The following is a 24755-nucleotide window of genomic DNA, read 5'->3' on the forward strand; positions in this document are numbered from 1 at the left end:
CTCGACTGTCGGGCTGACAGGATTTGAACCTGCGACCTCTTCGTCCCGAACGAAGCGCGCTACCAAGCTGCGCCACAGCCCGAATTCGCCGTTAGCTTACATGCGGGTGCGGCTGGGACGAAATCGAGTTGTCGAGGACCGGGATCCGGGCCGGATCACCGCCTCGGTCAGCCGTGCGACCGCGGGACGAGCGTGAGCAAAGTCGCCTCCGGCCGGCACGCGAACCGGACCGGCGCGTACGGCGAGGTGCCGAGCCCGGCCGAGACGTGCAGGGTCGCCTGACGTCCCTCGAAGCCCCACGAGCTCATCCCCTTGACCCGGGACGTGTCCAGGTCGCAGTTGGTCACCAGGGCGCCGTACAGCGGGACGGCGAGCTGGCCGCCGTGGGTGTGCCCGGCAAGGATCAGCGGGTACCCGTCGGCGGTGAACGCGTCCAGCACCCGCTGGTACGGGGCGTGGGTGACGCCGATCGACAGGTCGGCGGTGGCGTCCACCTCGCCCGCGACGTCCTCGTACCGGTCGCGGCGGATGTGCGGGTCGTCGGTCCCGGCGAAGTCGAGGCGCAGGCCATTGACCTTGAGGGTCGCCTTCGCGTTGTTCAGGTCGGTCCAGCCGGCCTCGGTGAACGAGTGCCGCATCTCCTCGAACGGCAGGTCCGGGCCATGCGGTTTGTGCCGCTGCTTCTGTGGTGGGAGCAGGTAGTTCGCCGGGTTCTTGAAGCGCGGCTTCCAGTAGTCGTTCGAGCCGAACACGAAGACGCCGGGCAGGTCGAGCAGCCCGCCGTACGCGCGCAGCAGCGGGAGCACCGAGTGCGGGTTGGCGATGTTGTCGCCGGTGTTCACGATCAGGTCGGGCTCGAGCGCGGCGAGCTCGTTCACCCAGCGGATCTTGCGTTCCTGGGTCGGCATCAGGTGCAGGTCGGACAGGTGCAGCACCTTCAGCGGGTCGGCACCCGGCGGCAGCACCGGCACGGTGAACCGGCGCAAGGTGAACCAGCGCACCTCGATCGCGGCCGCGTACCCGACGCAGGCGGCGCCGACCGCGCCGACCACGGCCGCGGTCTTCAGACTCGTACGGGCAAGCCCCCGGAAACTCATTGCTCCAGCCTGCCACAATCGTGGGCATGTCCAACTCCGAGCTGAAGCAGCGCCTGCACGACGACATGACCGCCGCCCTCAAGGCCCGCGACGAGATCCGCAAGTCGACCCTGCGGATGGCCCTCACCGCGGTCACCAAGGCGGAGGTGGCCGGCAAGGAGGCCAGGGAGCTGACCGACGCGGAGGTCCTCGACGTCCTCACCTCCGAGGCGAAGAAGCGTCGCGAGTCCGTCGTCGCCTACCGCGAAGCCGGCCGCGCCGAGCTGGCCGACAAGGAGCAGGCCGAAGCCGACGTCCTCGCCGAGTACCTGCCCGAGCAGCTCAGCGCCGACGAGATCGCCGCCCTCGTCACCGAGACCATCGCCGCCACCGGAGCCGCCGAGCTCGGCCCGCGCGGCATCGGCAAGGTGATGGGCGCCCTGCAGCCCAAGGTCAAGGGCAAGGCCGACGGCGGCGCCGTCTCCGCCGAGGTCAAGCGCCAGCTCAGCGCCTGATCACCTGGGCGGGCCCTCGAAGTACGGCACCAGGCTCGGCGCCACCACGCCGTACTGCAGGCTGACGGCGCCGACCCAGATCGCCACCGGCACCAGCGCTCGTACCCACCACGGAGCTCGGTAGAGGACCGCCATCACCACCAGCGCGATCCCTGCCAACAGGCCCGGCGCACTGTGCGACCAGGCCTGGGCCTTCTCGGGCCAGCAGGACGGTAGGTACGCGCACTGGTAGCCGTCCGGGTAGGCGCGGTAGGAGTCCGCGAGGCTCAGGTGCAGGCCCACCGTGCTGAATCCGGCCCAGAGACCGCCCAGGCCCTGGAGGGCGATGCCGGCCGGACCACCAGGAGCTCGCCACCAGCGCTTGCCGGTGAGCCGCGGGAAGCCGGCCAGCGCGAACAGCGCGGCGGAGGTCACGGCCAAGGTCTTCGCCCATCCGCTGGTGAGCGCCTTCGCCTCGGTCAGCCGATCGGGGACGGCCAGCGGATCCACCTCGGGCAGGTAATCCGACAGCGAGGCGGCCGCCAGGGCGAAGACCAACACCACGAGCAGAGCCGCGAGCAGCCAGATCGTCTCGGCGGCAACCTTCAAGAACCAGAACCGCCGCCCGAAGCCAGGCAGGAACGCACTGGCATCGGACGGCGGTTCAGTCGTCGTCGGCACGGATCAGGCTCGCGCCTGCCGGTCGGTCAGCGGCCGCCACACTTCGGGTACTTCGGGTGCCAGGGCGGGCACTGGGGGATCTGCGGCGGCTTCGGGGGCTGGACCGTGGTCGGGGGCGGCGGCGGGGTCGCCGGCTTCCCCTTGCTCCCGTTAGAGATGAACAGGGTGATCATCGAGCCTTCGGGGGCGCCGTCCTTGCGCCGCGGACCGGTCCAGGCGACCGTACCGACCGCTTCCTCGGAGTCGACCATGCCGGGCGCGATCTGGGCCGTGAAGCCGGCCTGCTGGATCTTGTTGATCGCGTCGCCCGGGGCCATCCCGGTGACGAACGGGATGTCCTTCACGTCACCGCGCACGGTCTTGTCGCTCGGCGCCACGAAGTGCGTCTCCGGCATCCCCTTCAACGCGTTCCGCATCGCGGTCTCCCAGAGCGGACCCGCGGTCCCCGAACCGGAGGCGTCGGAGATCCGCTTGCCGTTCAGCCGCTGGCCGATCAGGTTCTCGTAGGGCGGGCTGGCGTCCGCGACGACCGCGGCCGAGGCGAGCCGGTTCGAGTATCCGGCGAACCAGACGGCCTTGTTCGCCTGGATGGTTCCGGTCTTGCCGGCCAGGTCGCTCGAGCCGAACTTCAGCTTGGCGCCCGTACCGCCCGGCTCCATCACGTCGTGCAGGACCCGGTTCACACCGTCGGCCACCTGCGGCGACAGCGCCTGCTTGCAGCTGATCCCCGGGGTCTTGATCGCCTTGCCGGCCAGGCTGCTGACCGTGGTGACGGCGAGCGGGGTGCAGTACTTGCCGCGGGCCGCGAAGGCGGCGTACGCGTTCGACAGCATCAACGGGGTCACCAGGCCGACGCCGAGCGTCATCGAGATGACCTGCTCGAGCGGCTGCTGGGTCTGCGCGTCGTACATCCCGAGGGACGCGGCGACGTTCGCGACCGAGCACAGGCCGACCTGCTTCGACAGCTGCAGGAAGTAGGTGTTCGTCGAGGCGCGCGCGGCGTCGATCATGGTCAGGTCGCCGTTCGCGGCGGTCGAGTTGCTCGGGGTGTACTTGCCGGCCTGGGTGAAGCCCGAGCAGGTCGGCCACTTCTGGTTGCTGAGGTCGATCGACTTCGGCGAGTTGATCCGGTGGTTCAGCGGGAAGCCCTTCTGGATCGCGGCGGCGATCGTGAAGGCCTTCATGGTCGAACCGTTCTGGAAACCGCCGTAGCCGCCCGGGTACGACTTCTCGACGTTGTAGTTGTACGCGGTCTTGCCGTACGGCTTGCTCTGCACCATCGCCTTGATCAGGCCGGTGCCGGGCTCGACGATGGTGATCGCGCCGATCGCCGAGTCGGTCGGCTTGGTGTGCGCGTTGATCGAGGCCTGCGCGGCGGCCTGGACCTTCGGGTCGAGCGACGTCTTGACCGTGATGCCCGCGGTCTTGATGTAGTGCTCCGCGTCCTTCTTGTCCTTGCCGAAGGCCGGGTTCTCCAGCAGCTTGGAGACCACGTACTCGCAGTAGAACGGGTACCGCGAGTTGGCGCAGCCGTTCGGGACCTTCTGGATCTTGTTCTTGTCGATCACCGGGGTCCGGATCGCGTCGTTCGCCTGCTTCGCGGTGATGATGTTGAGCTGCTGCATCCGGCGCAGCACGACGTCGCGGCGGTCCTTGGCGCGCTTGGCCGAGTTCGTCGGGTCGTAGCCGGACGGGTTCTTCACCAGGCCGGCCAGCGTCGCGGCCTGGGCCAGGGTCAGCTTGGCGGCGGTGGTGGAGAAGTAGTGCCGGGCGGCCGCCTCGACGCCGTACGCGCCGTCACCGAAGTTGGCCAGGTTCAGGTACTTCTCCAGGATCTCGTCCTTGGAGAACTCCTTCTCGACCGCGACCGCGTACCGCAGCTCGGCGATCTTGCGCTGGTACGTCTCGGCGGTGGCCGCCTTGACCTCTTCCTCGGTGCGCGCCTTCTCGATCAGGCTGAGCTTCACGTACTGCTGGGTGATGCTCGAACCACCCTGCTGGACCGACCCCTCGCTCTGGTTGCGGACCAGGGCGCGCAGGGTGCCCTTCGCGTCCAGGGCGCCGTGCTCGTAGAACCGGTCGTCCTCGATCGCGACGATCGCCCTGCGCATGATCGGGTTGATCTGCGCGAGCTTCACCGGCACCCGGTTCTGCTCGTACAGGTTGGCGATCAGCGAGCCGTCGGCCGCCAGGATGCGGCTCTTCACCGCGAGTGGATCGGTCTTCAGCTCCTGCGGCAGGTCCTCCAGCGTCTCGCTGGTCTTCTCGGTGGTGTACCCGGCCAGGCCGGCGAACGGAATCGCCAGACCCGCGGCCAGCGCGCCGGACAGCACGCTCACCCCGAGGAACAGAACCACCGACTGGACGACACCTCGATCGTCTCTATCCCGCACGCGCATGGGGAGGAGACTACGTGATCGGAGAGCTACGCCGTAGTTACTGACGTGATCTACCTCACGTCAACCGGAGCGTGGTTTCAGGCGTCAGGACGGCCCCGGCAGGGGGTTCCGTCGGCCTCGGGCGCGACCGGCGCGACGAAAAATCATCCGAAAGGACGACGGCCGGCGGACCCACCGGGATAGGTGGTTCCGCCGGCCGTCAGGGGTCGGGGGACGAGGAGCGTCAGGCGGCGAACTGCCGGGCGCCGACCTCGGCCGGTTCGAGGGCCAGGTCGAGTACCTGCCGGACGTCGCTGACCGGGTGCACCGTCAGCTCCGCCAGCACCGACTCCGGCACGTCCTCCAGGTCCGGCTCGTTCCGCTGCGGGATCAGGATCGTGGTGAGCCCGGCCCGGTGGGCGGCCAGCAGCTTCTGCTTGACGCCACCGATCGGGAGCACCCGCCCGGTCAGCGAGACCTCACCCGTCATCGCGACCTCCGAACGGACCGGCCGTCCGGACAGCAGCGACGCGAGTGCGGTCGTCATCGTGACACCCGCGGACGGACCGTCCTTCGGTACCGCGCCCGCCGGGACGTGGATGTGGGCGTTCCGCTCAGCCAGGTCGCCGACCGGCAGCCCCAGCTCCGCGCCGTGCGAGCGCAGGTACGACAGGGCGATCTGCGCCGACTCCTTCATCACGTCACCGAGCTGCCCCGTCAACGTGACTCCGGTCGGACCCGTCTCCTTGTCCGCCAGCGACGCCTCGACGAAGAGCACGTCACCACCGGCACCCGTCACGGCCAGACCCGTCGCCACTCCTGGCAACGCGGTCCGCTCGGCCGACTCCGGCGTGAACTTCGGCGACCCCAAGTACTTCTTCAGGTTGCCGCCGTCGACGTGCAGGGAAGCCGTGTCCTCACCGTCCAGCGCGAGCTGGGCCGTCACCTTGCGCAGGACCCGGGCGATGGACCGCTCGAGCTGACGGACCCCGGCCTCCCGGGTGTACTCGCCGGCCAGCAGCCGCAGCGCGTCGTCGGACACCGTGACCTCGTCGGCCGACAACCCCGCGCGCTCCAGCTGCCGGGGCAGCAGGTGGTCGCGGGCGATGGTGACCTTCTCGTCCTCGGTGTACCCGTCGAGCTGCACCAGTTCCATCCGGTCCAGCAGCGGCGCGGGGATCGAGTCGAGCACGTTCGCCGTGGCCAGGAACACCACGTCGGACAGGTCCAGCTCGACCTCCAGGTAGTGGTCCCGGAAGGTGTGGTTCTGCGCCGGGTCGAGGACCTCCAGCAGAGCGGCCGTCGGGTCGCCCCGGTAGTCCGCGCCCACCTTGTCGATCTCGTCCAGCAGCACCACCGGGTTCATCGAACCGGCTTCCTTGATCGCCCGGACGACCCGGCCCGCCATCGCCCCGACGTACGTCCGCCGGTGGCCGCGGATCTCGGCCTCGTCCCGGACGCCACCCAGGGCGACCCGGACGAACTTGCGGCCCATCGCCCGCGCGACGGACTCGCCGAGCGAGGTCTTGCCGACGCCAGGGGGACCCACCAGGGCCAGGACGGCACCGCTGCGGCGGCCACCGACCACGCCGAGGCCACGGTCCGCACGGCGACGCCGGACAGCCAGGTACTCGGTGATGCGTTCCTTGACGTCGTCGAGGCCGGCGTGGTCCGCGTCCAGCACGGCCCGGGCCTCACGGATGTCGTAGCTGTCCTCGGTCCGCTCGTTCCAGGGCAGCTCGAGGACGGTGTCCAGCCAGGTCCGGATCCAGCCGACCTCGGGGGACTGCTCCGCGGTCCGCTCGAGCTTGTCGACCTCGGCGAGCGCGGCCTTGTGCACGTGCTCGGGCAGGTCGGCGGCCTCGACGCGGGCCCGGTAGTCCTCCTCCTCGGACTCGGCCTTGCCGTCCAGCTCGGCCAGCTCCTTGCGGATCGCGGCCAGCTGCTGGCGCAGCAGGAACTCCCGCTGCTGCTTCTCCATGCCTTCCTGGACGTCCTTCTGGATCGTCTCGGAGACCTCGAGCTCGGCCAGGTGGTCCTTCACCCAGCCGATCAGCTTGGTCAGCCGCTCGGAGACGTTCGCGGTCTCCAGCAGCCAGGACTTCTGCTCGTCCGACAGGTACGACGCGTAGCCGGCCAGGTCGGCGAGCTCCGCCGGTTCCGTCACCTGCTTGACCGAGTCGATCACCTGCCACGCGCCCCGGCGCTCCAGCACCGAGGTCACCACGGACTTGTACTCGCGGGCGAGCTCCGCCGACTGCGCGTCGGTGATCTCGTTCAGTACGGTCGCGCTCACCCACAGCGCCGCACCCGGACCGGTCGTGCCGGCCCCGATCCGCACCCGGGCGGTCCCCCGGATGACGGCTGCCTGGGCACCGCCCGGCAACCGGCCGATCTGCTCGATCTCGCCGAGCGTGCCGGCCTTCGCATAGTTTCCGTCCAGGCGAGGCACCAGCAGCACCTTGTCCTGGCCGGACGCCTGCGCCGCGTCGATCGCCGCGCGTGCCTCGCTGTCGGCCAGCCGAACCGGCACGACCATTCCAGGCAGGACCACGACGTCGTCCAACGGCAGCACAGGAAGATTCAACGTCTCTGTCACGCTGTCACACCCTCTGTCCGAAGATTGAGTCTGACTGGCTCAACCAAGACCCTGACCAGCCCATTCCCCGGGCAATCGACGTTCGCTGAGGGTGAAACGAGAAGCCGGACGCCCGCCACTCACCAACCCTCCGTTCCTGTCGTTCTACCGACAGGAACGCGCTTACTGATCAGGTTGGTGAGTGGTGGAGGTTCGCGTCAGGCGGTGAGGAGGTCGCCGATGGTTCTGAGGCCGGTGAGGTCGTGGACGTCGTCGGGGAGGGCCGGGACGTCGACGGTGGGGATCTTCCGGTGGCCCCGGCGGAAGCGGTCGGCTCGTTTGCGGTCGCTGACGACCTGCTGCATCTTGTCGGCGTGCAGGCGCAGCACCGCGGCGGTCAGGTCGGACTTGCCCGATTCCTCCAGCTTCTCGGCGGCCGCGAGGGAGCGTTCGGCCGAGAGATCGGGTACGTGGGTGGTGGTGACCCGGTTGAGGACGACGCCGGCCAGCGGCATGTTCTCCTCGCGGAGGCGCTCGGTGAAGTACGACGCCTCGCGGAGCGCGTCGTTCTGCGGGGCGGCGACCACGATGAACGCGGTGTGGGGCTCGCGCAACAGCGCCACGGTCTGCTCCGCGCGATCCCGGAAGCCGCCGAACAGCGTGTCGAACGCGGCCGCGAAGGTCTGCACATCGGTCAGGACCTGGGCGCCGAGGACCTTGTTCATCACCGACATCGCCATGTTCACGCCCGCCGACATCAGCCGCAGCGGACCCCGGGCCGGCGCCAGCAGCAACCGGAGGAACCGTCCCTCCAGCAACGACGCCAGCCGCTCGGGTGCGTCCAGGAAGTCCAGCGCGGACCTCGACGGCGGGGTGTCCACGACGATCAGGTCCCAGTCGCCGGACTGCTCGGCCTGCTTGTGCAGCTGGCCGAGCTTCTCCATCGCCATGTACTCCTGGGTGCCCGCGAACGACGACGACAGCGCGACGTAGAACGGGTTCGCCAGGATCTGCCGCGCCTTCTCCGGGGTCGCGTGCGCGAGCACCACCTCGTCGAAGGTGCGCTTCATGTCCAGCATCATCGCGTCGAGCCGGCCGCCGTTCGCGGTGTCCACGTCGGTCACCGCGCGCGGTGTGTTGTCCAGCTCGGTGAGGCCCAGCGACTGCGCGAGCCGGCGGGCCGGGTCGATCGTCAGCACGACCACCTTGCGGCCCCGCTCGGCGGCGCGCAGCCCGAGGGCGGCGGCGGTCGTCGTCTTGCCGACCCCGCCCGCGCCGCAGGTCACGACGATGCGGGTCGCCGGGTCGTCGATCACGGCGTCCAGGTCGAGTGCGGTCATCCGCGCAGCTCCTCGGCCAGGTCGTACAGCGCGCCGGTGTCGATCCCGTCCGGGACCAGCGCCAACTCGGTCACCTGCTTGCCGAGGGCATCGATCCGGTCGCGGTTCTCGCGTTCCAGCCCGACCCGGACGGCGTGGTCGTGCGCCTCCCGGGCCAGCGTGGCCACCATCGCCTGGGTGGCCGGGATGCCGGCCGCTTTGAGCCCGCGGGTCAGCTCGGCGGCCGGCAGCTTCTCCTTCACCGCGGACGCGAGCGCGTCGTCGTCGAGCGGACTCGGCCGGACCATGTTCACCACGATCGAGCCGATCCGCAGGTCCAGCGCCTCCAACTGGTCCACCGCGTCGAGCGTCTCCTGCACCGGCATCTCCTCGAGCAGCGTGACCAGATGGATCCGGGTGACGTCGGAGCGGAGCATGCCCATGATCGCGTCCGCCTGGTTCCGGATCGGGCCCACCTTGGCCAGGTCCGCGACCTCGTGGTTCACGTTCAGGAACCGGCCGATCCGGCCCGTCGGCGGCGCGTCCAGCACGACCGCGTCGTACGCGAGCCGGCCGTGCGCCTTCCGCCGGGTCGCCTCGTACACCTTGCCGGTGAGCAGCACGTCCCGCAGGCCCGGTGCGATGGTGGTGACGAAGTCGATCGCGCCCACCTTGTCCAGCGCCTTCCCGGCCCGGCCGAGGTGGTAGTACATGTCGAGGTACTCCAGCAGCGCCGCCTCCGCGTCCACGGCCAGCGCGTACACCTCGCCGCCGGCCGGTCCGACCGCGATCCGTCGCTCGACGTACGGCAGTGGGGGGACGTCGAAGAGCTGGGCCAGTCCCTGCCGGCCCTCCACCTCGACCAGCAGGACCCGCTGGCCCTGATCGGCCAGCGCGAGCGCCATGGCGGCAGCCACGGTGGTCTTGCCGGTCCCGCCCTTGCCGGTGACCACGTGAAGCCTCGCCATGATCTCCAGGGTAGGACGTGGTCCACAGCACACCTGCGGGGCGGTGGGGCGGGGGTCAACCCGCGGGGCGCCCGTTAGGCTCCGTGGCATGAAGAAGTTCGAGTACTTCACCGCGCCGCTGCTGGTCCATTCGACCAAGGAGATCCTCGACAACTTCGGCCAGGACGGCTGGGAGCTGGTCCAGGTCGTCCAGGGGCCGAACCCGGAGTCGCTGGTCGCCTACCTCAAGCGGGAGATCGAGGACAAATGAGCCACCCGGAGGAGAAACTCACCGAGCTCGGGCTGAAGCTGCCCGACGTGGCCAAGCCGGTCGCCGCCTACGTCCCGGCGGTCCGCACCGGCAACCTCGTCTACACGTCCGGCCAGCTGCCGCTGCGGGACGGCACCCTGATCGCCACCGGCAAGGTCGGCGGCGAGGTGACCGCGGAGACGGCCGGCGAGTGCGCCCAGCAGTGCGCGCTCAACGCGCTGGCCGCGGTCAAGGCCGAGATCGGCGACCTGGCGAACGTGAAGCGCGTCGTCAAGGCGGTCGCGTTCATCGCCTCGACGACCGACTTCACCGGTCAGCCGCTGGTCGCGAACGGCGCCTCCGAGCTGTTCGGCCAGGTCTTCGGCGAGGCCGGCCAGCACGCCCGGAGCGCGGTCGGCGTGCCGGTGCTGCCGCTGGACGCGCCGGTCGAGGTCGAACTGATCGTCGAGGTCGCCTGACGGTGGGCTCGCAGGCCCTGACCGGGCGGATGGCCGACGTCGCGCTGGCGTTCGCCCGGGAGGGCCGACCGGCCGTCGAGCCGCGCCCGGCGTCCACGGTGATCCTGCTCCGGGACACCGCGGCCGGGCCCGAGGTGTACCTGCTCCGGCGGCAGCGCTCGATGGCGTTCGCGGCCGGGATGACCGTGTTCCCCGGCGGCCGGGTGGATGCCACGGACTCGACCATCGCCGATTCGTGGGCCGGGCCGCCGCCGGCCTTCTTCGCGGCCCGGTTCGGCTGCGACGAGCAGACCGCCACGGCGTACGTCGCGGCCGCGGTACGGGAGACGTTCGAGGAGTCCGGGGTCCTCCTGGCCGGGCCGTCCACCGAGTCGGTCGTCGGCGACACCACCGGGGACGACTGGGAGGCCGACCGGGTCGCGCTGGAGACGCGCGAGCTCGGGTTCGCCGACTTCCTGCACCGGCGTGGGCTGGTCCTGCGCGCCGATCTGCTCGGTCCCTGGGCGCACTGGATCACGCCGGAGTTCGAGCCCCGGCGGTACGACACGCAGTTCTTCGTGGCCGCGTTGCCGGCCGGCCAGGTCACCCGGGACGTCACCAGCGAGTCGGACCAGGTCGCCTGGCTCCGTCCGGCCGATGCGGTCGCCGCCGTCGACGTGGCCGAGTTGCTGATGCTGCCCCCGACGTACCTCTGCTGCGCCGACCTGGTCCCGTACGCCACGGTCGCCGACGTTCTCGCGGCCGCGGCCGACCGGGAGATCCACCCGATCCTGCCGGGTCTGCGGGTGGAGGACGAGCAGGCCTACCTGGAGACGCCATGACCCTCGAACAGGTGACCCCGTACGCCGCCCGCGTGCTGGCCGCGAACCCCGGCCCGATGACGCTGGACGGCACCAACACTTGGATCCTCCGCGCCCCCGACGCGGACCGCGCGGTCGTGGTCGACCCCGGTCCGTTGCTCACCGAGCACCTGCGAGCCGTCCTCGACGCGGTCGCGGCGGCCGGGGCGACCGTCGACACGGTGCTGCTGACGCACAACCACCCGGACCACTCAGAGGGCGCGGCCTGGTTCGCGAGCGAGGCGAACTGCGGGATCCGCTCGGTCGACCCGGCGTTCCGGGTCCCGACGGATCACGCGCACGGCCTCAGCGAGGGCGACGTGATCGCGGCCGGCGAGCTGCGGATCGAGGTGCTGCCGACGCCCGGTCACACCCTCGACTCGGTCTGCTTCTGGCTGCCGCAGGACGGTTCGCTGCTCACCGGGGACACGGTGCTCGGCCGCGGTACGTCGGTGGTCGCGTATCCGGACGGTGCCCTCGGCCCCTATCTGGAGTCGCTCGAGAAGCTCCGCGCGTTCGCCAATTCACCGGCCGGCGTGGAGCGGTTGCTCCCCGGCCACGGTCCCGTCATCGACGACCCGGCCGGCGTGCTGACGTACTACCTCGACCACCGCCGCGAACGCCTCGACCAGGTCCGCGCGGCCGTTGCCGCCGGCCACACCACCCCCGAGGCGGTCGTCGAACACGTCTACGCCGATGTGGACCGTACCCTCTGGCCCGCCGCCGAACGCTCGGTACGTGCCCAGCTCCAGTACCTGAACGACTGACCCACCCCACCCCCCGCCCCCACCCGCCCCCCCCACCCCCCCCGGCCCCCCACCCGGCCGCGCCGCCCCGCCCCCTCGCGCTCGGCATCTGATGGGTTAACGCACTAGGTGAAGGGTTGGCCCACCGGATTTCCGTTGGCCAACCATGGACGTCGCGGGTTAACCCAGCAAACGCCGCCCAGTGGGGTTGGGGTGGTTATCCACAGGGGAGCCGGCCGGGGAGGCAGGGTGGCGTCGGAATGCGGATGCTTGGCTGGTGAATCGGAAGTTGAGCCGCGTGGCAGCGGGGCAGGGCGGCGTGTTCAGCCGTCGGCAGGCGCTCGCGTGCGGGTACACGGTCCAGGCCATGCAGGCCCGCCTTGCCGACGGACGCTGGGAGCGGATCCGGTACGGCCAGTACGCCGAGTCGCTCGACCTGAGCCACCTTCCGAGGTGGGAGCGGGAGCGTGTTCGCCACGAGCGGCTGGTCCACGCGGCGGTGAACTCGATGCGACCGGGCAGCGTTGCCGTCAGCCACCAGTCGGCAGCCGTGATCCACGGTGCTCCGACCTGGGGTCTGGAGCTCGAGGAGGCCCACCTGACCCGGCTGGAGGATCTGCGCAGCGGACGGCTTGCTCAAGTACGGCATCACCGCGGCACCCTGACGCCGGCAGATCTCACCGAGATTCGCGGGCTCCGCTCAGTCACCGTCGCTCGGGCGTTGGTGGAGACCGCCTGTACTACGTCCTTCGAGGTCGCCGTTGTCCTGGCCGACGCCTTGTGCAGACTTCGGTCGCCAGACGAGGACGAGTTCGATCGTCTGGCCCGGATGTTCGAGTTCTGGCCCGGCAGTACGACGGCCCGCGCGGCCCTGGCCTTCCGCGATCCGCAGGCAGAATCCGTCGGCGAGTCACGGCTCCGGGTCCTGATGCACAACGAAGGCCTGCCCGCACCGCTGCTCCAGATGCCGATCAGGGACGCGGCCGGGTTGATCGGGCGTGTCGACTTCTTCTTCCCCGGCGATCACACGGTGGTCGAATTCGACGGCCTGCTGAAGTACGCCGACGGGTCGGCCGACGTCCTGGTCCGTGAGAAGAACCGAGAGGACCGGTTGCGCGGGCTGGGACTGGAGGTCGTCCGTGTCACCTGGCCCGAGCTCGGCCGACCGGAACAAGTCGCCATCCGCATCCGGCAAGCCTTCACCCGCGCCCGCCGATCCGCCTGACCAATCCCCGACCACGCCCGCCGTCCCCGCCGTCCCACCTGCCCGACTCGAACTACTGGAACTTGGTGGGTTTACCCGGCCAGTATCGGGTTGGCCCACCAGATTCTCGTGGGCCAACCCGCAATCCGATGGGTTAACCCAGCACGCGCGCAGGCCGTCAGCGGACGGGTCCTGGGCGGGGAGGCGGGATGTCCGTTGAGGGGTGTGTGGGGCTAGCGGGCCCGCCGCTGTAGGCGTTCGACGTCCAGCAGGACGACGGACCGCGGTTCGAGCCGGACCCAGCCGCGGGAGGCGAAGTCGGCGAGCGCCTTGTTCACGGTTTCGCGGGAGGCGCCGACCAGCTGGGCCAGCTCCTCCTGGGTGAGGTCGTGGTGGACGTGGACACCGTCGTCGGCGGTCCGGCCGAAGCGGCTGGCCAGGTCGAGCAGGGCCTTGGCGACGCGGCCGGGTACGTCGGAGAAGACCAGGTCGGCCACGACGTCGGAGACCTTGCGCAGCCGGGAGGCCAGCTGGAGGAGGAGGCCGCGGGCAACTTCCGGCCGGCCGGCCAGCCAGCGGAGCAGCTCGTCGTGGGTCAGCGACATCATCGACGCGTCGGTGACCGCGGTGACGGTGGCCGAGCGCGGGCCCGGGTCGAACAGGGACAGCTCACCGAACATCTGGCCCGGGCCGAGCACGGCGATCAGGTTCTCCCGGCCGTCGGCCGAGGTCCGGCCGAGCTTGACCTTGCCCTCGATCACCACGAACAGCCGGTCCCCGGAGTCGCCCTCGTGGAACAGCACCTGGCCGCGACGCAGCCGGTTCTCGGTCATCGACGCGGCCAGCGCGTCGGCCGCCTCGTCGTCGAGCTGAGTGAAGAGCGGTGCCTGTCGGAGCACTGCGGCGTCCACGTTTGGGCCTCCTCGGACCTCGAGCACGTCGTTCGGCCGGGCTTACGAACCCGTCCGGCACCGGGTGGGTCACACTCGGTCGCCCCAAAACCGTAGCCCCTCGGGTGTCGGCACCGCCACGTAGGCTGGCCTCCATGCCCACCCAGCGTGTCGCGGACCCGAACCCGCACCCGGTCCCGAGCCCCGTTCTCGACCCGGTCGTGAAACTGCCGCGGAAGGCGCCGGTGTACGCCGACGAGACCCCGACCCAGCTGGTCCGCCGGGCCCGGAAGATGCACAAGGTGCTCACCGAGACGTACCCGGACGCTCACTGCGAGCTGGACTTCGGCACCCCGCTGGAGCTGCTGGTCGCGACCATCCTGTCCGCGCAGACCACCGACGTCACGGTCAACAAAGTCACCCCGACCCTGTTCGCGAAGTACCCGACCGCCCAGGCGTACGCCGAGGCCGACCGGGACGAGCTGGAGGCGATCCTCAAGCCGACCGGGTTCTTCCGGGCCAAGACGAACAGCCTGATGAAGCTCGGCCAGGCCCTGGTGGACGACTACGACGGCGTGGTCCCCGGCAAGCTGGAGGAGCTGGTCAAGCTCCCCGGCACCGGCCGCAAGACCGCGAACGTGGTGCTCGGCAACGCCTTCGGGGTCCCCGGCATCACCGTCGACACCCACTTCGGCCGGCTGGTCCGCCGGTTCGGCTGGACCGAGGAGGAGGACCCGGTCAAGGTCGAGCACCTGATCGGGGCGCTGTTCCCGAAGAAGGACTGGACCATGTTGTCGCACCGGCTGATCTTCCACGGCCGGCGCCGCTGCCACGCCAAGAAGCCGGCCTGCGGGGCCTGCCCGATCGCCCAGTGGTGCCCGTCCTACGGCACCGGCCCGACCGACCCGGAGCTGGCGCGGAAGCTGGTCAAGGTCCCGGCGTGAGGTTCCGGTCCCGTACTCCGCTCGCGGTCGTCGCCGCTGCGCTGCTGCTGCTCGCGGTGGGCTGCGGAGAGGACAAGGCAGGCAGTACACCGGAGGCCACGGGGACCGCGGCCAAGCTGGTGCCGTGTCCGGTGACGGAGTCGAAACCCCCGGTGAGCAACGGGTTGCCGGACATCAGCCTGCCGTGTCTCGGCGACGGCCCGGACGTCCGGCTCGCCGATCTGCGCGGTCCACTGCTGATCAACGTCTGGGCCCAGTGGTGCGGCCCATGTCGCGAGGAAGCGCCGTACCTGGCCGAGTTGCGGAAGAAGGCCGCCGGCAAGGTCCAGTTGTTCGGCGTGGACTACTTGGATCCGCGCCGGGAGCTCGCGGTGAAGTTCGCGGCCGAGGAGGGCCTGGAGTACCCGCACCTCGTCGACTCGGAGAAGCAACTCCAGCGGCCGCTGCGGATCGGCGGGCCACCGCTGACCGCGTTCGTCGACGCGAAGGGCGCCGTGGTCTACGTCCACCGCAGCGTGTTCACCTCGCAGCAGCAGCTGGACGACCTGGTCAGGGAGAAACTGGGGGTGTCCTGGTGAGGACCAGCGTCAGCTTCGACATCGAGCTCCCGGCCTGGCTGCACACCCTGGCGAAGGCCTCGAAAGCCGTTGATCCACAGGAGTTGTCCCGCTTTCTCCCACCCGACGACCCGGCCGTCCGGCAGTCCGCCGTTCTCATCTTGCTTGCCGATGGCAACGAGGAGGACGGCCCGGACGTCCTCCTGACCGAGCGGGCGTGGACGTTGCGTTCGCACGCGGGCCAGATGGCGTTCCCCGGTGGCCGGTCCGACCCCGAGGACGGGCCCGGTGTCCTCGGCCTGATCCGGACCGCGTTGCGCGAGGGCGAGGAGGAGACCGGGCTGGACCCGGCCGGCGTGGACGTGTTCACGGTCTGGCCGGCGTTGTGGGTGCCGGTCAGCAACTTCGGGGTGAATCCGGTGGTCGGCTGGTGGCGGACGCCGTCGCCGGTCGCGGTCGTCGACCCGGCCGAGGTGGCCTCGGTGCACCGGGTCGCGATCGGTGCGCTGGCCGATCCGGCGAACCGGGTGAGCTGCCTGCACCCGTCCGGGTTCACCGGTCCCGCGTTCCGGATCGGGGACCTCTTCATCTGGGGTTTCACCGCCGGGCTGCTGGACAAAATGCTGATCCTCGGCGGCTGGGCGCGCGACTGGGACCCGGCCCACGTCGTACCGTTGCCCGACCGCCTGGTCGAAGCGGCCTGGCGGAGTGAGGGTAGGCGGGCCGAGGACGTGCGGCGGATGACCGCCATCGAGCACGATCTCGGCCGTGGAGAGGGTGTGGAGTGAGCGGACTCGATATCGCGCTGCTGGTCGTGACCGGGCTGGTGGCGATCTCCGGGTACGTCGAGGGCTTCGTGCTGGGCGCCTGCGCGACGCTCGGGCTGCTCGGCGGGGCCGCGCTCGGCGTCTGGGGAGTGCCGCGGATCCTGGACAACTTCTCACCCAGCGTCGAGGTGTCGTTCGCGGCCCTGGTCCTGGTGGTGCTGCTGGCCTCGATCGGCCGGACCATCGGCGCGGTGCTCGGCTCCCGGCTGAGGAACAAGATCTCCTGGAAACCGGTCAAGGCAGTCGACGCCCTCGGTGGTGCCGTGCTCGCTGCCGTCTCGGTGCTGATCGTCTCCTGGGTGCTCGGCGTCGCGGTCAGCGGCGCGCGGATCCCGAGCGTCACGTCGGCGGTCCGCGGTTCGCAGGTCCTCGCGAAGGTGGACGAGGTCCTCCCCGGCGAGGCCGATCGCGCGTTGCAGGCGTTCAACGACGTGGTCAACACCGACCTCTTCCCGCGCTTCCTCGACCCGTTCGTGCCGGAGCGGATCCGCGAGACCCAGCCACCGGACGCCGGGATCGCCCGGACCCCGGACGTCCGCGCGGTGTACAGCCGGATCGCGAAGGTCACCGGCGTGGCGAACTGCTCCCGCGGCCTGGAGGGATCCGGGTTCGTCTACGCCCCGCAGCGGGTGATGACCAATGCGCACGTCGTCGCCGGGGTCAGCTCGCCCAAGGTCGAGGTCAACGGCCGCGCGTACGACGCGAAGGTGGTGCTGTTCGACCCGGGCGTGGACGTGGCCGTGCTGTACGTCCCGAAGCTCAACGTGCAACCGCTGAAGTTCGACCCGGCCGGCAAGGCCGACGCGGCCGCCGTCGTCCTCGGGTACCCGGAGAACGGCCCATTCGACTCCGAGCCGGCCCGGATCCGGTCCGAGGAACGCCTCCGCGGCCCGGACATCTACGGCGATCGCACGGTCACCCGGCACGCCTTCTCGATCTGGGCCTCGGTCCGCCCGGGCAACTCCGGCGGCCCGCTGATCTCCCCGCGCGGCACGGTGTACGGCGTCGTCTTCGCCGCCTCCGTGGAGGACAACCGCACCGGCTACGTCCTCACCGCCGAGCAGGTCGCGGAGAACGCCGCCGCCGGCGCCCGCTCGACCCAGGAAGTCTCCACCCGCACCTGCACCTGAGTACGGCCGTCAGCTGCCGGTCAGGACGGCAGCGAGCGCAACCAGTCCAGCAGTACCCGGCTGAACTCTGCCGGTGACTCCTCGTGCGGGAAGTGCCCGGCGCTGGTCAGCACCTCGTGACGGAGGGGGCCGGTGACCAGCTTTGGTGGGAGCACGGCGCTCTCCGGGGCGAGCGCGCTGTCCTTGCCGCCGTTCAGTTGGAGGACGGGAACCGTGACCGGCTCGCGCATGCGGGCCGAGAACCGGCGGCCGTCCGAGCGCAGCCGGGACCGGACGAACCACCGGTGGTACTCCAGCGCGCAGTGCGGTGCCGGCCAGACCTGCAGAGCCGCGCGGTACCGACGGGAGGCCTCGGCATCCGGGAACTGACCGCCGGGCGCGGACCAGGATCGGAGCAACCGCTCGATGTGGATGCCGTCGTGCGCGAGGAGACGGCGCTCCGGCAGGATCGGCAGCTGGAACCAGCCCACCTGCGCCACCGATCGCGGTCGCCCGGAGCGCATCAGCAACAGCGGATGTGGAGCCGACACCGCGGCCAGCGCGCGGACCTGCCGGGGCGCGAGCACGGCCGCCGACCAGCCGACGAACCCGCCCCACCCGTGCCCGACGACAACCGCATTGGTCGCACCGAGCGACCTGATCACCCCGGACACATCGGCCGCCACCGTGAACGGGTCGTACCCTCGCGGCGTCTTGTCGCTGGCCCCGTACCCGCGCAGGTCCATCGCGACCGCGCGGTACCCGGCCTCGGCGATCACCGGCAGCTGATGCCGCCAGGCCCACCAGAACTCGGGGAAGCCGTGCAGGAAGAGCACCAGCGGATCGTCCACCGACCCGCACTCGGCCACATGGAACCGGGCCCCGTTCGCCGCGACCAGCGCATGCGACCAGGGCCCGTCGACGAGCAGGTCGGAGACGCCGGCGGGGCTCAGTCGCCCTTGCCGATCGCCTTGAGCGCCTCGACCGACTCCTTCGAGGTCTCGATCGCGCGCTGCGGTCCCTTCGCCTTGCCCAGCTGGGACCGGCCGATCAGGACCAGGACCGCGGCGACGAGAAGGTAGAAGCCGGCGACGATGAGGAACGCCCAGCCGGGGTGCAGACCGAGCGCGGTCAGCCCGTATGCCGCCGCGATGGACAGCAGGATGATCGCGAGCAGGCCGAGGAAGGCGGCGCCGCCGAACATCCCGGCACCCGTCCCGGCCGCGACCGCGGTCTTCTTCAGCTCGGTCTTGGCCAGCTCGACCTCGCTACGGACCAGCGTGGACAGGTCCCGGCTCGCATCGGCGACCAGTTGCCCGATGGTGGGCTCGTCCTGGTTCTGCCCCATCGACATGGCGCTCCTTCCGTCCCGTGTCCCCGACCCTACCGTCGAGTTCCCCGATCTAGTCCGCGTACGCGCGGTTGCGCCGGAACAGCAGCGCGGACGCCAGCAACGCGGACAGCAACGACGCGATGAGTACGGCCGCCTTCGCCCGCTCGACCTGCGCGGTGTCCCCCTCGAAGGCCAGTTGCGCGATCAGCAACGCGACCGTGAAGCCGATGCCCGCCAGGACCGACACGGCGGCGACGTCACGCCAGGCCAGGTCGGAGTTCAGCTCGGCCCGGGTGTACCGCGCGGTCAGCCAGGATCCGCCGAAGACGCCGACGAACTTGCCGACCACCAGGCCGGCCGCGACCCCGATCGCCACCGGGTCGGTCAGCATCTCCCGGACCGCGCCGCCGCTCAGCGTGACCCCGGCCGCGAACAGCGCGAACAACGGCACCGCGACCCCCGCGGACCACGGCCGCAGCCGGTGCTCGATCCGCTCGGCCGGTGAGCGCTTCTCGCCGTCGTCGGTCAGGACGCGGGTCGCCAGGCCGAGGGCGACGCCTGCGATGGTCGCGTGGATCCCCGACTCGTGCATGAACCACCACGCGGCGACCGCGACCGGGACGTACAAGAAGGGTGTCCGGAAGCGGAACCGCTGGAGCACGAAGTACACCCCGACGAGCAGCAACGACGCGAGCAGCGGCAGCAGGTGAAAGCCGTGCGAGAAGAAGACGGCGATGACCAGGATCGCGCCGAAGTCGTCGACCACGGCGAGCGTCAGCAGGAACGCCCGCAACGCGCTCGGCAGCGAGGACCCGACGATCGCGAGTACCGCCAGGGCGAACGCGATGTCCGTTGCCGTCGGCACCGCCCAGCCGTGGGTCCGGCCATCGGCCGCGGTCAGGTTGATCACGAGGTAGATCAGCGCGGGCACCACCATGCCGGAGATCGCCGCGACCACCGGGACGATCGCCTCGCTGACCTTCGACAACGTCCCGACCACGAGTTCCCGCTTGAGCTCGACGCCGGCCAGGAAGAAGAACAGCGTGAGCGCGCCGTCGGAGGCCCACCCCTCGACCGACAAGGGGCCGAGCTGCGCGTCGCGGAGATGGTGGTACGCGTCCTGCCACGGGGAGTTCGCCCAGATCAACGCGATCGCGGCGGCGCCGAGCAGCAACAGCCCGCCGGTCGTCTCGGCCCGCAGCGTGTCGGCGAGGAACGCGCGTTCACGGCCGAGGATGCGGGGAAAGGCGCGGCGTTTCTGCAGCAGTCGGTTGACGGGGGTCATGCGGTGCCCTCCCGCTCGGGGTCGTCGGATACATCGCCGACCAGACTTCCCGGCACACCAAGCCGAAGCTCTCGCAGCATTCTAACGGGTGGCGTCCTCCTCGATCACGGTGGCCAGCTCGACCAGGTCGGACGCGATGAGATCCGGGGCCAGGAACGCTTCTGGATAAGGGGTTCCGCGACGATCGAGGTACCACCCCCGCAGGCCTGCTCGTCGCGCGCCGTCGACGTCCCACGGATGCACGGCGACGAGGGCCATTTGCTCGGGGGATACGCCGCAGACGTTCGCGGCGTACTCGTAGGCGGCGTGGTGCGGCTTCCACTTGCCAGTGGTCTCCACGTCGAGGCGATACTCGAGAAGGTCGAGGACCCCCGCCTCGGTGAACATCCGCTCCGACATCCGCGCGGCCCCGTTCGTGAGCGTGACCAGGCGAATCCCGAGTTCGCGCAGCCTGCGAAGACCGGGAGCCACGTCCGGGTACGTGCTCAGCTCGGTGAAGCCACTCAGGATGCCGGTGACGACGTCCTCGCTCGGCTCCAGGCCGGCCGCGGCGAGCTGGGCCTTGAGGACGTCCCCGCCGATCGTCCGGAACCCGGCGTACGAATCGGCCGCGGTGAGGGCGAACCCGTCCCGCAGTGTGGCCGCGAACCAGGTGTCCAGGCTCTCCTCGGCCAGACCGGCCGCGGTGAACCGGGCACGGAGTGGCTCCAGGTCGGACAGGGTCTCGTTGACGTCGAGGACCAGTACCTTGATTGCGGCCATGGCGTGGACTCCTCTATCTTGGACTAGTCGTTCCAAGATAAGGGAGTGCGCGTGCCGGATGTCAAACACTTCGACAGTGCGGAGGCGTTGACCGCGGTCGAGCTGCTGTTCTGGCGAAAGGGTGCGGCCTCGACCGGGATCCAGGACATCGTGACCGCGACCGGGCTGAGCCGCTCGAGCCTGTACAACGCCTTTGGCGGTAAGGATGGGCTGTACCTGACGGCGCTCCAGCGGTACCTGGACGAGCGGTCGCGGCCGATGTTCGCCCGGCTCGGCGCCGATCAACGAGGACTGCCGGCGGTGACCGCGTTCTTCGACCGCCTGATCCGCTTGCGCTGCGGCGGCGACTTCGCGCGCTGGGGTTGTTTCGTCACGAACGCGCACGCGGACGGACCGTCCGAAGCGGCGCAGGCGGTGATCGACCAGCACCACGACTCTTTGCACGCGGCCTTCTTGGCGGCCCTGGAAGTTGCTGAAGGCAAGAATCAGTTGCGGCCGGGGACGGGCCTGGCCGGGAGCGCGGAGATGCTGACCCTGCTGGCCTACGCGATCAACCTCCGCTCCCGCGCAGGAACTCCCCGCGAAACCCTGCGGGCAGGGGCCACGGCTGCTGTTGACTCACTTGGTCGCTAGCCTGGCCAGGATGACTCGACGTATACCGCGCGTACTGGCTCGTGCTCCGATTCCCTTGTTCCGTTACGGTTTCGGCTTCCTGCTCGGCCGCCGGGTGATGATGTTGGAGCATCGTGGCCGGGTCAGCGGACAGCCTCGGTACGTCGTGCTCGAGGTGGTCGATCGGGAGCCGGACGCATTGCTCCTGGTCTCCGGCTACGGCGCCGCCTCCCAGTGGTACCGCAACGTGGTCGCGGAGCCGGCCGTGCGAGTGTGGTCGGGCCGACTGCGGGGCGTACCGGCGACCGCGGTGCCGCTGCGGGCCGAGGACGTGGGGCCGCGGTTGGCGCGGTACCGGGATCGGCATGCGCGGGCCGCTCGGGCACTCGGGCGGGCGTTGGACATTCCCGAGCTGACCACGAACGACCCGCTGCCGGCTGAGATCGGTACGCGGCTGCCGTTGGTCCGGGTGGCGCTCAGCTCTCCCAGACCCGGGGATCCGGGCCCTTCGGGACGATCCCGGTTGGATTGATCTGGTCGTGGGTGAGGTAGTAGTGCCGCTTGATCTGGTCGAAGTCGACCGTCTCGCCGAAGCCGGGGAGCTGGTACAGGCGGCGCGCGTACGCCCAGAGATTCGGTAGCTCGGTCAGCTTCACGCGGTTGCACTTGAAGTGGCCGTGGTAGACGGCGTCGAAGCGGACCAGGGTCGTGAACAGCCGGATGTCGACCTCGGAGAGGGTGTCGCCGAGCAGGTACTCGCGGTCGGCCAGCCGCTGTTCGAGCTCGTCGAGGCGGGCGAACAACGCGTCGTACGCCTGCTCGTACGCCTCCTGGCTGGTCGCGAAGCCGCAGCGGTACACGCCGTTGTTCACGTCCGTGTAGATGTCGGCGATGAGCGCGTCCATCTCGGCCCGCTCGGCCGGGATCAGCTGCGGTGCATCGGGCTTGTGGAACGCCTTCCACTCGGTGGAGAGGTCGAGGGTGATCTGCGGGTAGTCGTTGGTCACCACCAGGCCGGTCACCGTGTCGACGATCGCGGGGACGGTCACGCGCCCGGCGTACTCGGGATCGGTGCCGAGGTACGCCTCGGAGAGGTAGCTGATGCCGAGGACGGGATCCTGGCCACCGGGGTCGAGGGTGAACCGCCAGCCCTGCTCGTCCCGGATCGGGTCGACGATCGCGAGGCTGATCGCGTCCTCGAGACCGAGCAGCTTCCGGACGATCACGGACCGGTGCGCCCACGGGCAAGCGAGGCTCACCACCAACCGGTACCGGCCTGGCTCGACCGGCCACAGTCCGTCCTCGTCCGGTCCCGCTCCGGATACGGAGGCGGACTCTGGACTGATCCGGCCGGTGAATCGGTTGCCCTGTCGCTTCCACTCGCCCGTGGAAGCGCTTTCCTTCGCGAACTGTGCGCGGGTCATGTCGTCAAAACTACCCAGTCTTGAAATGATTGACCTGCCGTCCTGGGGAGCCGACAGCACTTCCGGCTGCACGGTGCTTTGCCACGAAGAGTGATTGTCCGCACTCCCGGCAACCGGTTTGCCGGGCCCATCCCCAGGGATACTGACCAGCATGGCGCGCCCAAGGAACAACCCCGGTGATCTCGCGGAGCTCCCGACCGAGCTGCGGCCCGACCGGCCGAAGGGTGACCAGATCCGCGAGATCCTCGAGCGGCTCACCCGCAGCCTCGCGGCCGGCACCGTCCTGCCGTCCGAGCGCGTCCTCGCCGAGCGCTTCGGCGTCGCCCGGATGACAGTCCGCCAGGAGGTCGACCGCGTCGTCGCCGAGGGCCTCGCCGCCCGCCGGCCCGGTGGCGGCACCTTCGTCGCGGAGCCCCGCCCGAACCAGATGCTGACCTCCTCGTTCAGCCAGGACATGCGCGCCCGCGGCATCACTCCGGGCGCCAAGGTCCTCGAACACCGCGTCGCGACCGCCGACGAGGCCCTTGCCGCCGAGTTGGAGGAGCCGGTCGGTACACCCGTCCTGCACCTGAGCCGACTGCGCACCGCCGACGGCGAGCCGACCGCGATCGAGCGCACCGCTCTGTCCCTGCGCCGCTACCCCGGCCTGGAGGAGCTGGACTTCGCCGAGCAGTCCCTCTACGACGAGCTCGCGGTCCGTTGGGGCGTCACCCTCGGCCTGGTCTCCGCGTCCATCATCGCGGCGCCCCCGGACACCCCCGAAGACGCGGCTCTGCTGGCCATCGACCCGACCACGCCCTGCCTCATCATCACGTCGGCTCCTCGGACGGCCTCCAACGACGTGATCGAGTTCGGTCGCAGCATCTACCGCTCCGACCGCTACGAGATGACCATCGCGTATCGGACCCCCTGACGTCTTTGTCCCGGCCATGCGTGATCAATGATCAGAGCGTGGGCGGGCTCGGAAGACGACGATCCCGGCATACCGCGCCATCCACTCTTGTTTCGTGGGGTACCTGCGCTGCTGCTCATCGGTCAGCTGTGGTTCGGCGATCTCCTCGACCCAGAATCCGGCCGCGGCGAGGTTGTTCACCATCGCGCCGAACGTCTCGGTCGAGTGCGTCAGCTCGATCTCGTCGTTCCACTTCGACCGGTAGGAGAACGATCCACCCGCGTGGTACGCCGCTCCGATCTCGACGCCGTCTCGCTCGGCCCGCTCGACGGCGAATCGCAGTGGGTGGGCGCGAGCGACGACTAGTACGCCGTCCGGCCTCAGCAACGACCGCGTTGCTCTGAGGGTCGCTACCTGGTCGGTCGCGTAGCTGAGCGACTGCAGGAACATGGCGATGTCGAACTGCTTGCCTTTAGCAACTCGTAGGTCGCCGAGCTCGGACAGGTCGCCTTGCGCCAACGTCACGTCGGTGCCCTCGGGTGGTGTCAGGAACTCGCCGGCGACGTCGATCCCGATCACGGACCGCGCACCGCCGAGCGCCAACTCGATCGCCTTGCCACCGTTGCCGCATCCGACGTCGAGAATGTCCCTTCCTTCGATCGGCCCGATCAGCTTTTGCTGGGCATCCCATTCGACCAGCCGGTCCAGGGAGTCGGGTTTGGCTCGTGCGTTCTCGTAGTCCTTGGCTAGGGCTCTCCAGCTCTCTTCGATACTCATGTCCTGGAACCTACCGCAATGCCCCTGATGCTCAGATCCCTTATCCACAAGGAGATCCTGTGGACAGTCGATTTGCGTTGAAGTCGGTTGGTTGATCTATAGTCGATCATATGTTCGATGACGATGTTGTGGAGCTGGATGCGGCTGGGGTGTTGGCCTCGGCTGCGGCGCATCGTGCTGAGATTGATCGGCTTGAGGCTCGGTTGTTGGTGCATGCGCAGGTGTTTGCTGATTTGCACTGTGCTGATGGGTTGCCTGCTCGGGGTGGGGAGGGACGGCGGCCGGGGCGGGAGCGGGGTGTGGTTTATGGGGGTGTGGGGTGTCCGGCGATTGCGGAGTTCGCGCCGGCGGA

General features: G+C 69.9%; 26 protein-coding genes and 1 tRNA gene. 13 read left to right on the forward strand and 14 right to left on the reverse strand.

The window, feature by feature from the left end; translation table 11 throughout:
• Positions 1–8 precede the first annotated feature (8 nt).
• Both FB561_RS10475 and FB561_RS10480 read right to left on the reverse strand, forming a co-directional pair.
• Positions 9–82 (reverse strand) — tRNA-Pro (locus FB561_RS10475).
• An 85-nt stretch (positions 83–167) separates the two neighbouring features.
• Entirely contained in the window at positions 168–1097 is a 930-nt protein-coding gene (locus FB561_RS10480; RefSeq protein WP_145805498.1) for a metallophosphoesterase, read from the reverse strand.
• Between the two features lie 26 nt (positions 1098–1123).
• On the opposite strand from FB561_RS10480, the gene FB561_RS10485 reads away from it, so the two are divergent.
• Positions 1124–1591, forward strand: a complete 468-nt coding sequence (locus FB561_RS10485; RefSeq protein ID WP_145805500.1) for a GatB/YqeY domain-containing protein — start codon at positions 1124–1126, stop codon at positions 1589–1591.
• On the opposite strand, the gene FB561_RS10490 is transcribed toward FB561_RS10485, so the two are convergent.
• The 5 genes from FB561_RS10490 to bagA all read right to left on the reverse strand — a co-directional run bounded on the left by FB561_RS10490 (position 1592) and on the right by bagA (position 9494).
• On the reverse strand, positions 1592–2251 hold the full coding sequence (locus FB561_RS10490; RefSeq protein ID WP_145805502.1) for a hypothetical protein: 660 nt from the start codon (positions 2249–2251) through the stop codon (positions 1592–1594).
• Positions 2252–2277: 26 nt separating this feature from the next.
• Positions 2278–4650, reverse strand: coding sequence for a transglycosylase domain-containing protein (locus tag FB561_RS10495; RefSeq protein WP_145805504.1), 2373 nt, complete (start codon positions 4648–4650; stop codon positions 2278–2280).
• 223 nt (positions 4651–4873) lie between these two features.
• Positions 4874–7228, reverse strand: a complete 2355-nt coding sequence (lon, locus tag FB561_RS10500) for an endopeptidase La (RefSeq protein WP_145805506.1) — start codon at positions 7226–7228, stop codon at positions 4874–4876.
• 197 nt (positions 7229–7425) lie between these two features.
• Positions 7426–8547, reverse strand: a complete 1122-nt coding sequence (gene bagB / locus FB561_RS10505; RefSeq protein WP_145805508.1) for an ArsA family ATPase — start codon at positions 8545–8547, stop codon at positions 7426–7428.
• A complete protein-coding gene (gene bagA, locus FB561_RS10510) occupies positions 8544–9494 on the reverse strand; it encodes an ATPase BagA (RefSeq protein ID WP_145805510.1) in 951 nt (316 codons plus the stop codon). Before bagA ends, bagB begins: the two co-directional genes overlap by 4 nt.
• Before the next feature lie 88 nt (positions 9495–9582).
• Between bagA and FB561_RS37835 the strand changes: the two genes are divergently transcribed.
• The 5 genes from FB561_RS37835 (at position 9583) to FB561_RS10530 (ending at position 13012) form a co-directional block, all read left to right on the forward strand.
• On the forward strand, positions 9583–9744 hold the full coding sequence (locus FB561_RS37835; RefSeq protein ID WP_170284624.1) for a Sp36 family protein: 162 nt from the start codon (positions 9583–9585) through the stop codon (positions 9742–9744).
• Positions 9741–10202 carry a RidA family protein gene (locus tag FB561_RS10515; RefSeq protein ID WP_145805512.1) on the forward strand — a complete coding sequence of 154 codons (462 nt, stop codon included), beginning with the start codon at positions 9741–9743 and terminating at the stop codon, positions 10200–10202. Before FB561_RS37835 ends, FB561_RS10515 begins: the two co-directional genes overlap by 4 nt.
• 2 nt (positions 10203–10204) lie before the next feature.
• Positions 10205–11023 (forward strand): NUDIX hydrolase, encoded by an 819-nt coding sequence (locus FB561_RS10520; RefSeq protein ID WP_337692297.1) that lies wholly within the window; start codon positions 10205–10207, stop codon positions 11021–11023.
• A complete protein-coding gene (locus FB561_RS10525; RefSeq protein WP_145805514.1) occupies positions 11020–11808 on the forward strand; it encodes an MBL fold metallo-hydrolase in 789 nt (262 codons plus the stop codon). The genes FB561_RS10520 and FB561_RS10525 overlap by 4 nt, the downstream gene beginning before the upstream one ends.
• Positions 11809–12064: 256 nt before the next feature.
• Entirely contained in the window at positions 12065–13012 is a 948-nt protein-coding gene (locus FB561_RS10530; protein WP_145805516.1) for a type IV toxin-antitoxin system AbiEi family antitoxin domain-containing protein, read from the forward strand.
• A gap of 212 nt (positions 13013–13224) precedes the next feature.
• Here the strand turns inward: FB561_RS10530 and FB561_RS10535 are convergent, their stop codons facing one another.
• Positions 13225–13902 (reverse strand): Crp/Fnr family transcriptional regulator, encoded by a 678-nt coding sequence (locus tag FB561_RS10535; protein WP_145805518.1) that lies wholly within the window; start codon positions 13900–13902, stop codon positions 13225–13227.
• A gap of 134 nt (positions 13903–14036) precedes the next feature.
• On the opposite strand from FB561_RS10535, the gene nth reads away from it, so the two are divergent.
• Genes nth through FB561_RS10555 form a run of 4 tightly spaced genes read left to right on the forward strand, consistent with a single transcriptional unit; the run spans position 14037 to position 17339 of the window.
• A complete protein-coding gene (nth, locus tag FB561_RS10540; protein ID WP_145805520.1) occupies positions 14037–14825 on the forward strand; it encodes an endonuclease III in 789 nt (262 codons plus the stop codon).
• Positions 14822–15403 carry a TlpA family protein disulfide reductase gene (locus FB561_RS10545; protein WP_238334753.1) on the forward strand — a complete coding sequence of 194 codons (582 nt, stop codon included), beginning with the start codon at positions 14822–14824 and terminating at the stop codon, positions 15401–15403. Before nth ends, FB561_RS10545 begins: the two co-directional genes overlap by 4 nt.
• Positions 15400–16170: an NUDIX hydrolase gene (locus tag FB561_RS10550; RefSeq protein ID WP_145805522.1), complete on the forward strand. Its 771-nt coding sequence runs from the start codon at positions 15400–15402 to the stop codon at positions 16168–16170. Before FB561_RS10545 ends, FB561_RS10550 begins: the two co-directional genes overlap by 4 nt.
• Positions 16167–17339, forward strand: coding sequence for a MarP family serine protease (locus tag FB561_RS10555; RefSeq protein ID WP_145805524.1), 1173 nt, complete (start codon positions 16167–16169; stop codon positions 17337–17339). Before FB561_RS10550 ends, FB561_RS10555 begins: the two co-directional genes overlap by 4 nt.
• Positions 17340–17359: 20 nt before the next feature.
• Here FB561_RS10555 and FB561_RS10560 read toward each other — a convergent pair whose 3' ends face one another.
• The 4 genes from FB561_RS10560 to FB561_RS10575 form a co-directional block, all read right to left on the reverse strand.
• The gene (locus FB561_RS10560) at positions 17360–18169 is read right to left on the reverse strand and encodes an alpha/beta fold hydrolase (protein ID WP_238334754.1); all 810 of its coding nucleotides are present in this window, start codon (positions 18167–18169) and stop codon (positions 17360–17362) included.
• 98 nt (positions 18170–18267) lie between these two features.
• Entirely contained in the window at positions 18268–18666 is a 399-nt protein-coding gene (locus FB561_RS10565; protein WP_337692298.1) for a phage holin family protein, read from the reverse strand.
• Between the two features lie 55 nt (positions 18667–18721).
• Positions 18722–19936: a Na+/H+ antiporter NhaA gene (nhaA, locus tag FB561_RS10570; protein WP_145805531.1), complete on the reverse strand. Its 1215-nt coding sequence runs from the start codon at positions 19934–19936 to the stop codon at positions 18722–18724.
• A gap of 81 nt (positions 19937–20017) precedes the next feature.
• A complete protein-coding gene (locus tag FB561_RS10575; RefSeq protein WP_145805533.1) occupies positions 20018–20698 on the reverse strand; it encodes a haloacid dehalogenase type II in 681 nt (226 codons plus the stop codon).
• Positions 20699–20749: 51 nt separating this feature from the next.
• Here FB561_RS10575 and FB561_RS10580 point away from each other — a divergent pair, with 51 nt between their 5' ends.
• Positions 20750–21331 carry a TetR/AcrR family transcriptional regulator gene (locus tag FB561_RS10580; protein ID WP_145805535.1) on the forward strand — a complete coding sequence of 194 codons (582 nt, stop codon included), beginning with the start codon at positions 20750–20752 and terminating at the stop codon, positions 21329–21331.
• Between the two features lie 10 nt (positions 21332–21341).
• Complete coding sequence (locus tag FB561_RS10585; RefSeq protein ID WP_145805537.1) at positions 21342–21842, forward strand: nitroreductase family deazaflavin-dependent oxidoreductase; 501 nt, start codon at positions 21342–21344, stop codon at positions 21840–21842.
• On the opposite strand, the gene FB561_RS10590 is transcribed toward FB561_RS10585, so the two are convergent.
• Positions 21787–22734, reverse strand: a complete 948-nt coding sequence (locus tag FB561_RS10590; protein ID WP_145805540.1) for a glutathione S-transferase family protein — start codon at positions 22732–22734, stop codon at positions 21787–21789. The two genes, FB561_RS10585 and FB561_RS10590, sit on opposite strands and share 56 nt — an antisense overlap.
• Positions 22735–22885: 151 nt before the next feature.
• Between FB561_RS10590 and FB561_RS10595 the strand changes: the two genes are divergently transcribed.
• Entirely contained in the window at positions 22886–23647 is a 762-nt protein-coding gene (locus FB561_RS10595) for a GntR family transcriptional regulator (RefSeq protein ID WP_145805542.1), read from the forward strand.
• A gap of 24 nt (positions 23648–23671) precedes the next feature.
• On the opposite strand, the gene FB561_RS10600 is transcribed toward FB561_RS10595, so the two are convergent.
• Positions 23672–24403 carry a class I SAM-dependent methyltransferase gene (locus tag FB561_RS10600; protein WP_145805545.1) on the reverse strand — a complete coding sequence of 244 codons (732 nt, stop codon included), beginning with the start codon at positions 24401–24403 and terminating at the stop codon, positions 23672–23674.
• Positions 24404–24755: the final 352 nt, after the last annotated feature.

Origin of the sequence: Kribbella amoyensis (assembly GCF_007828865.1) — a bacterium.
Lineage (GTDB): Bacteria > Actinomycetota > Actinomycetes > Propionibacteriales > Kribbellaceae > Kribbella > Kribbella amoyensis.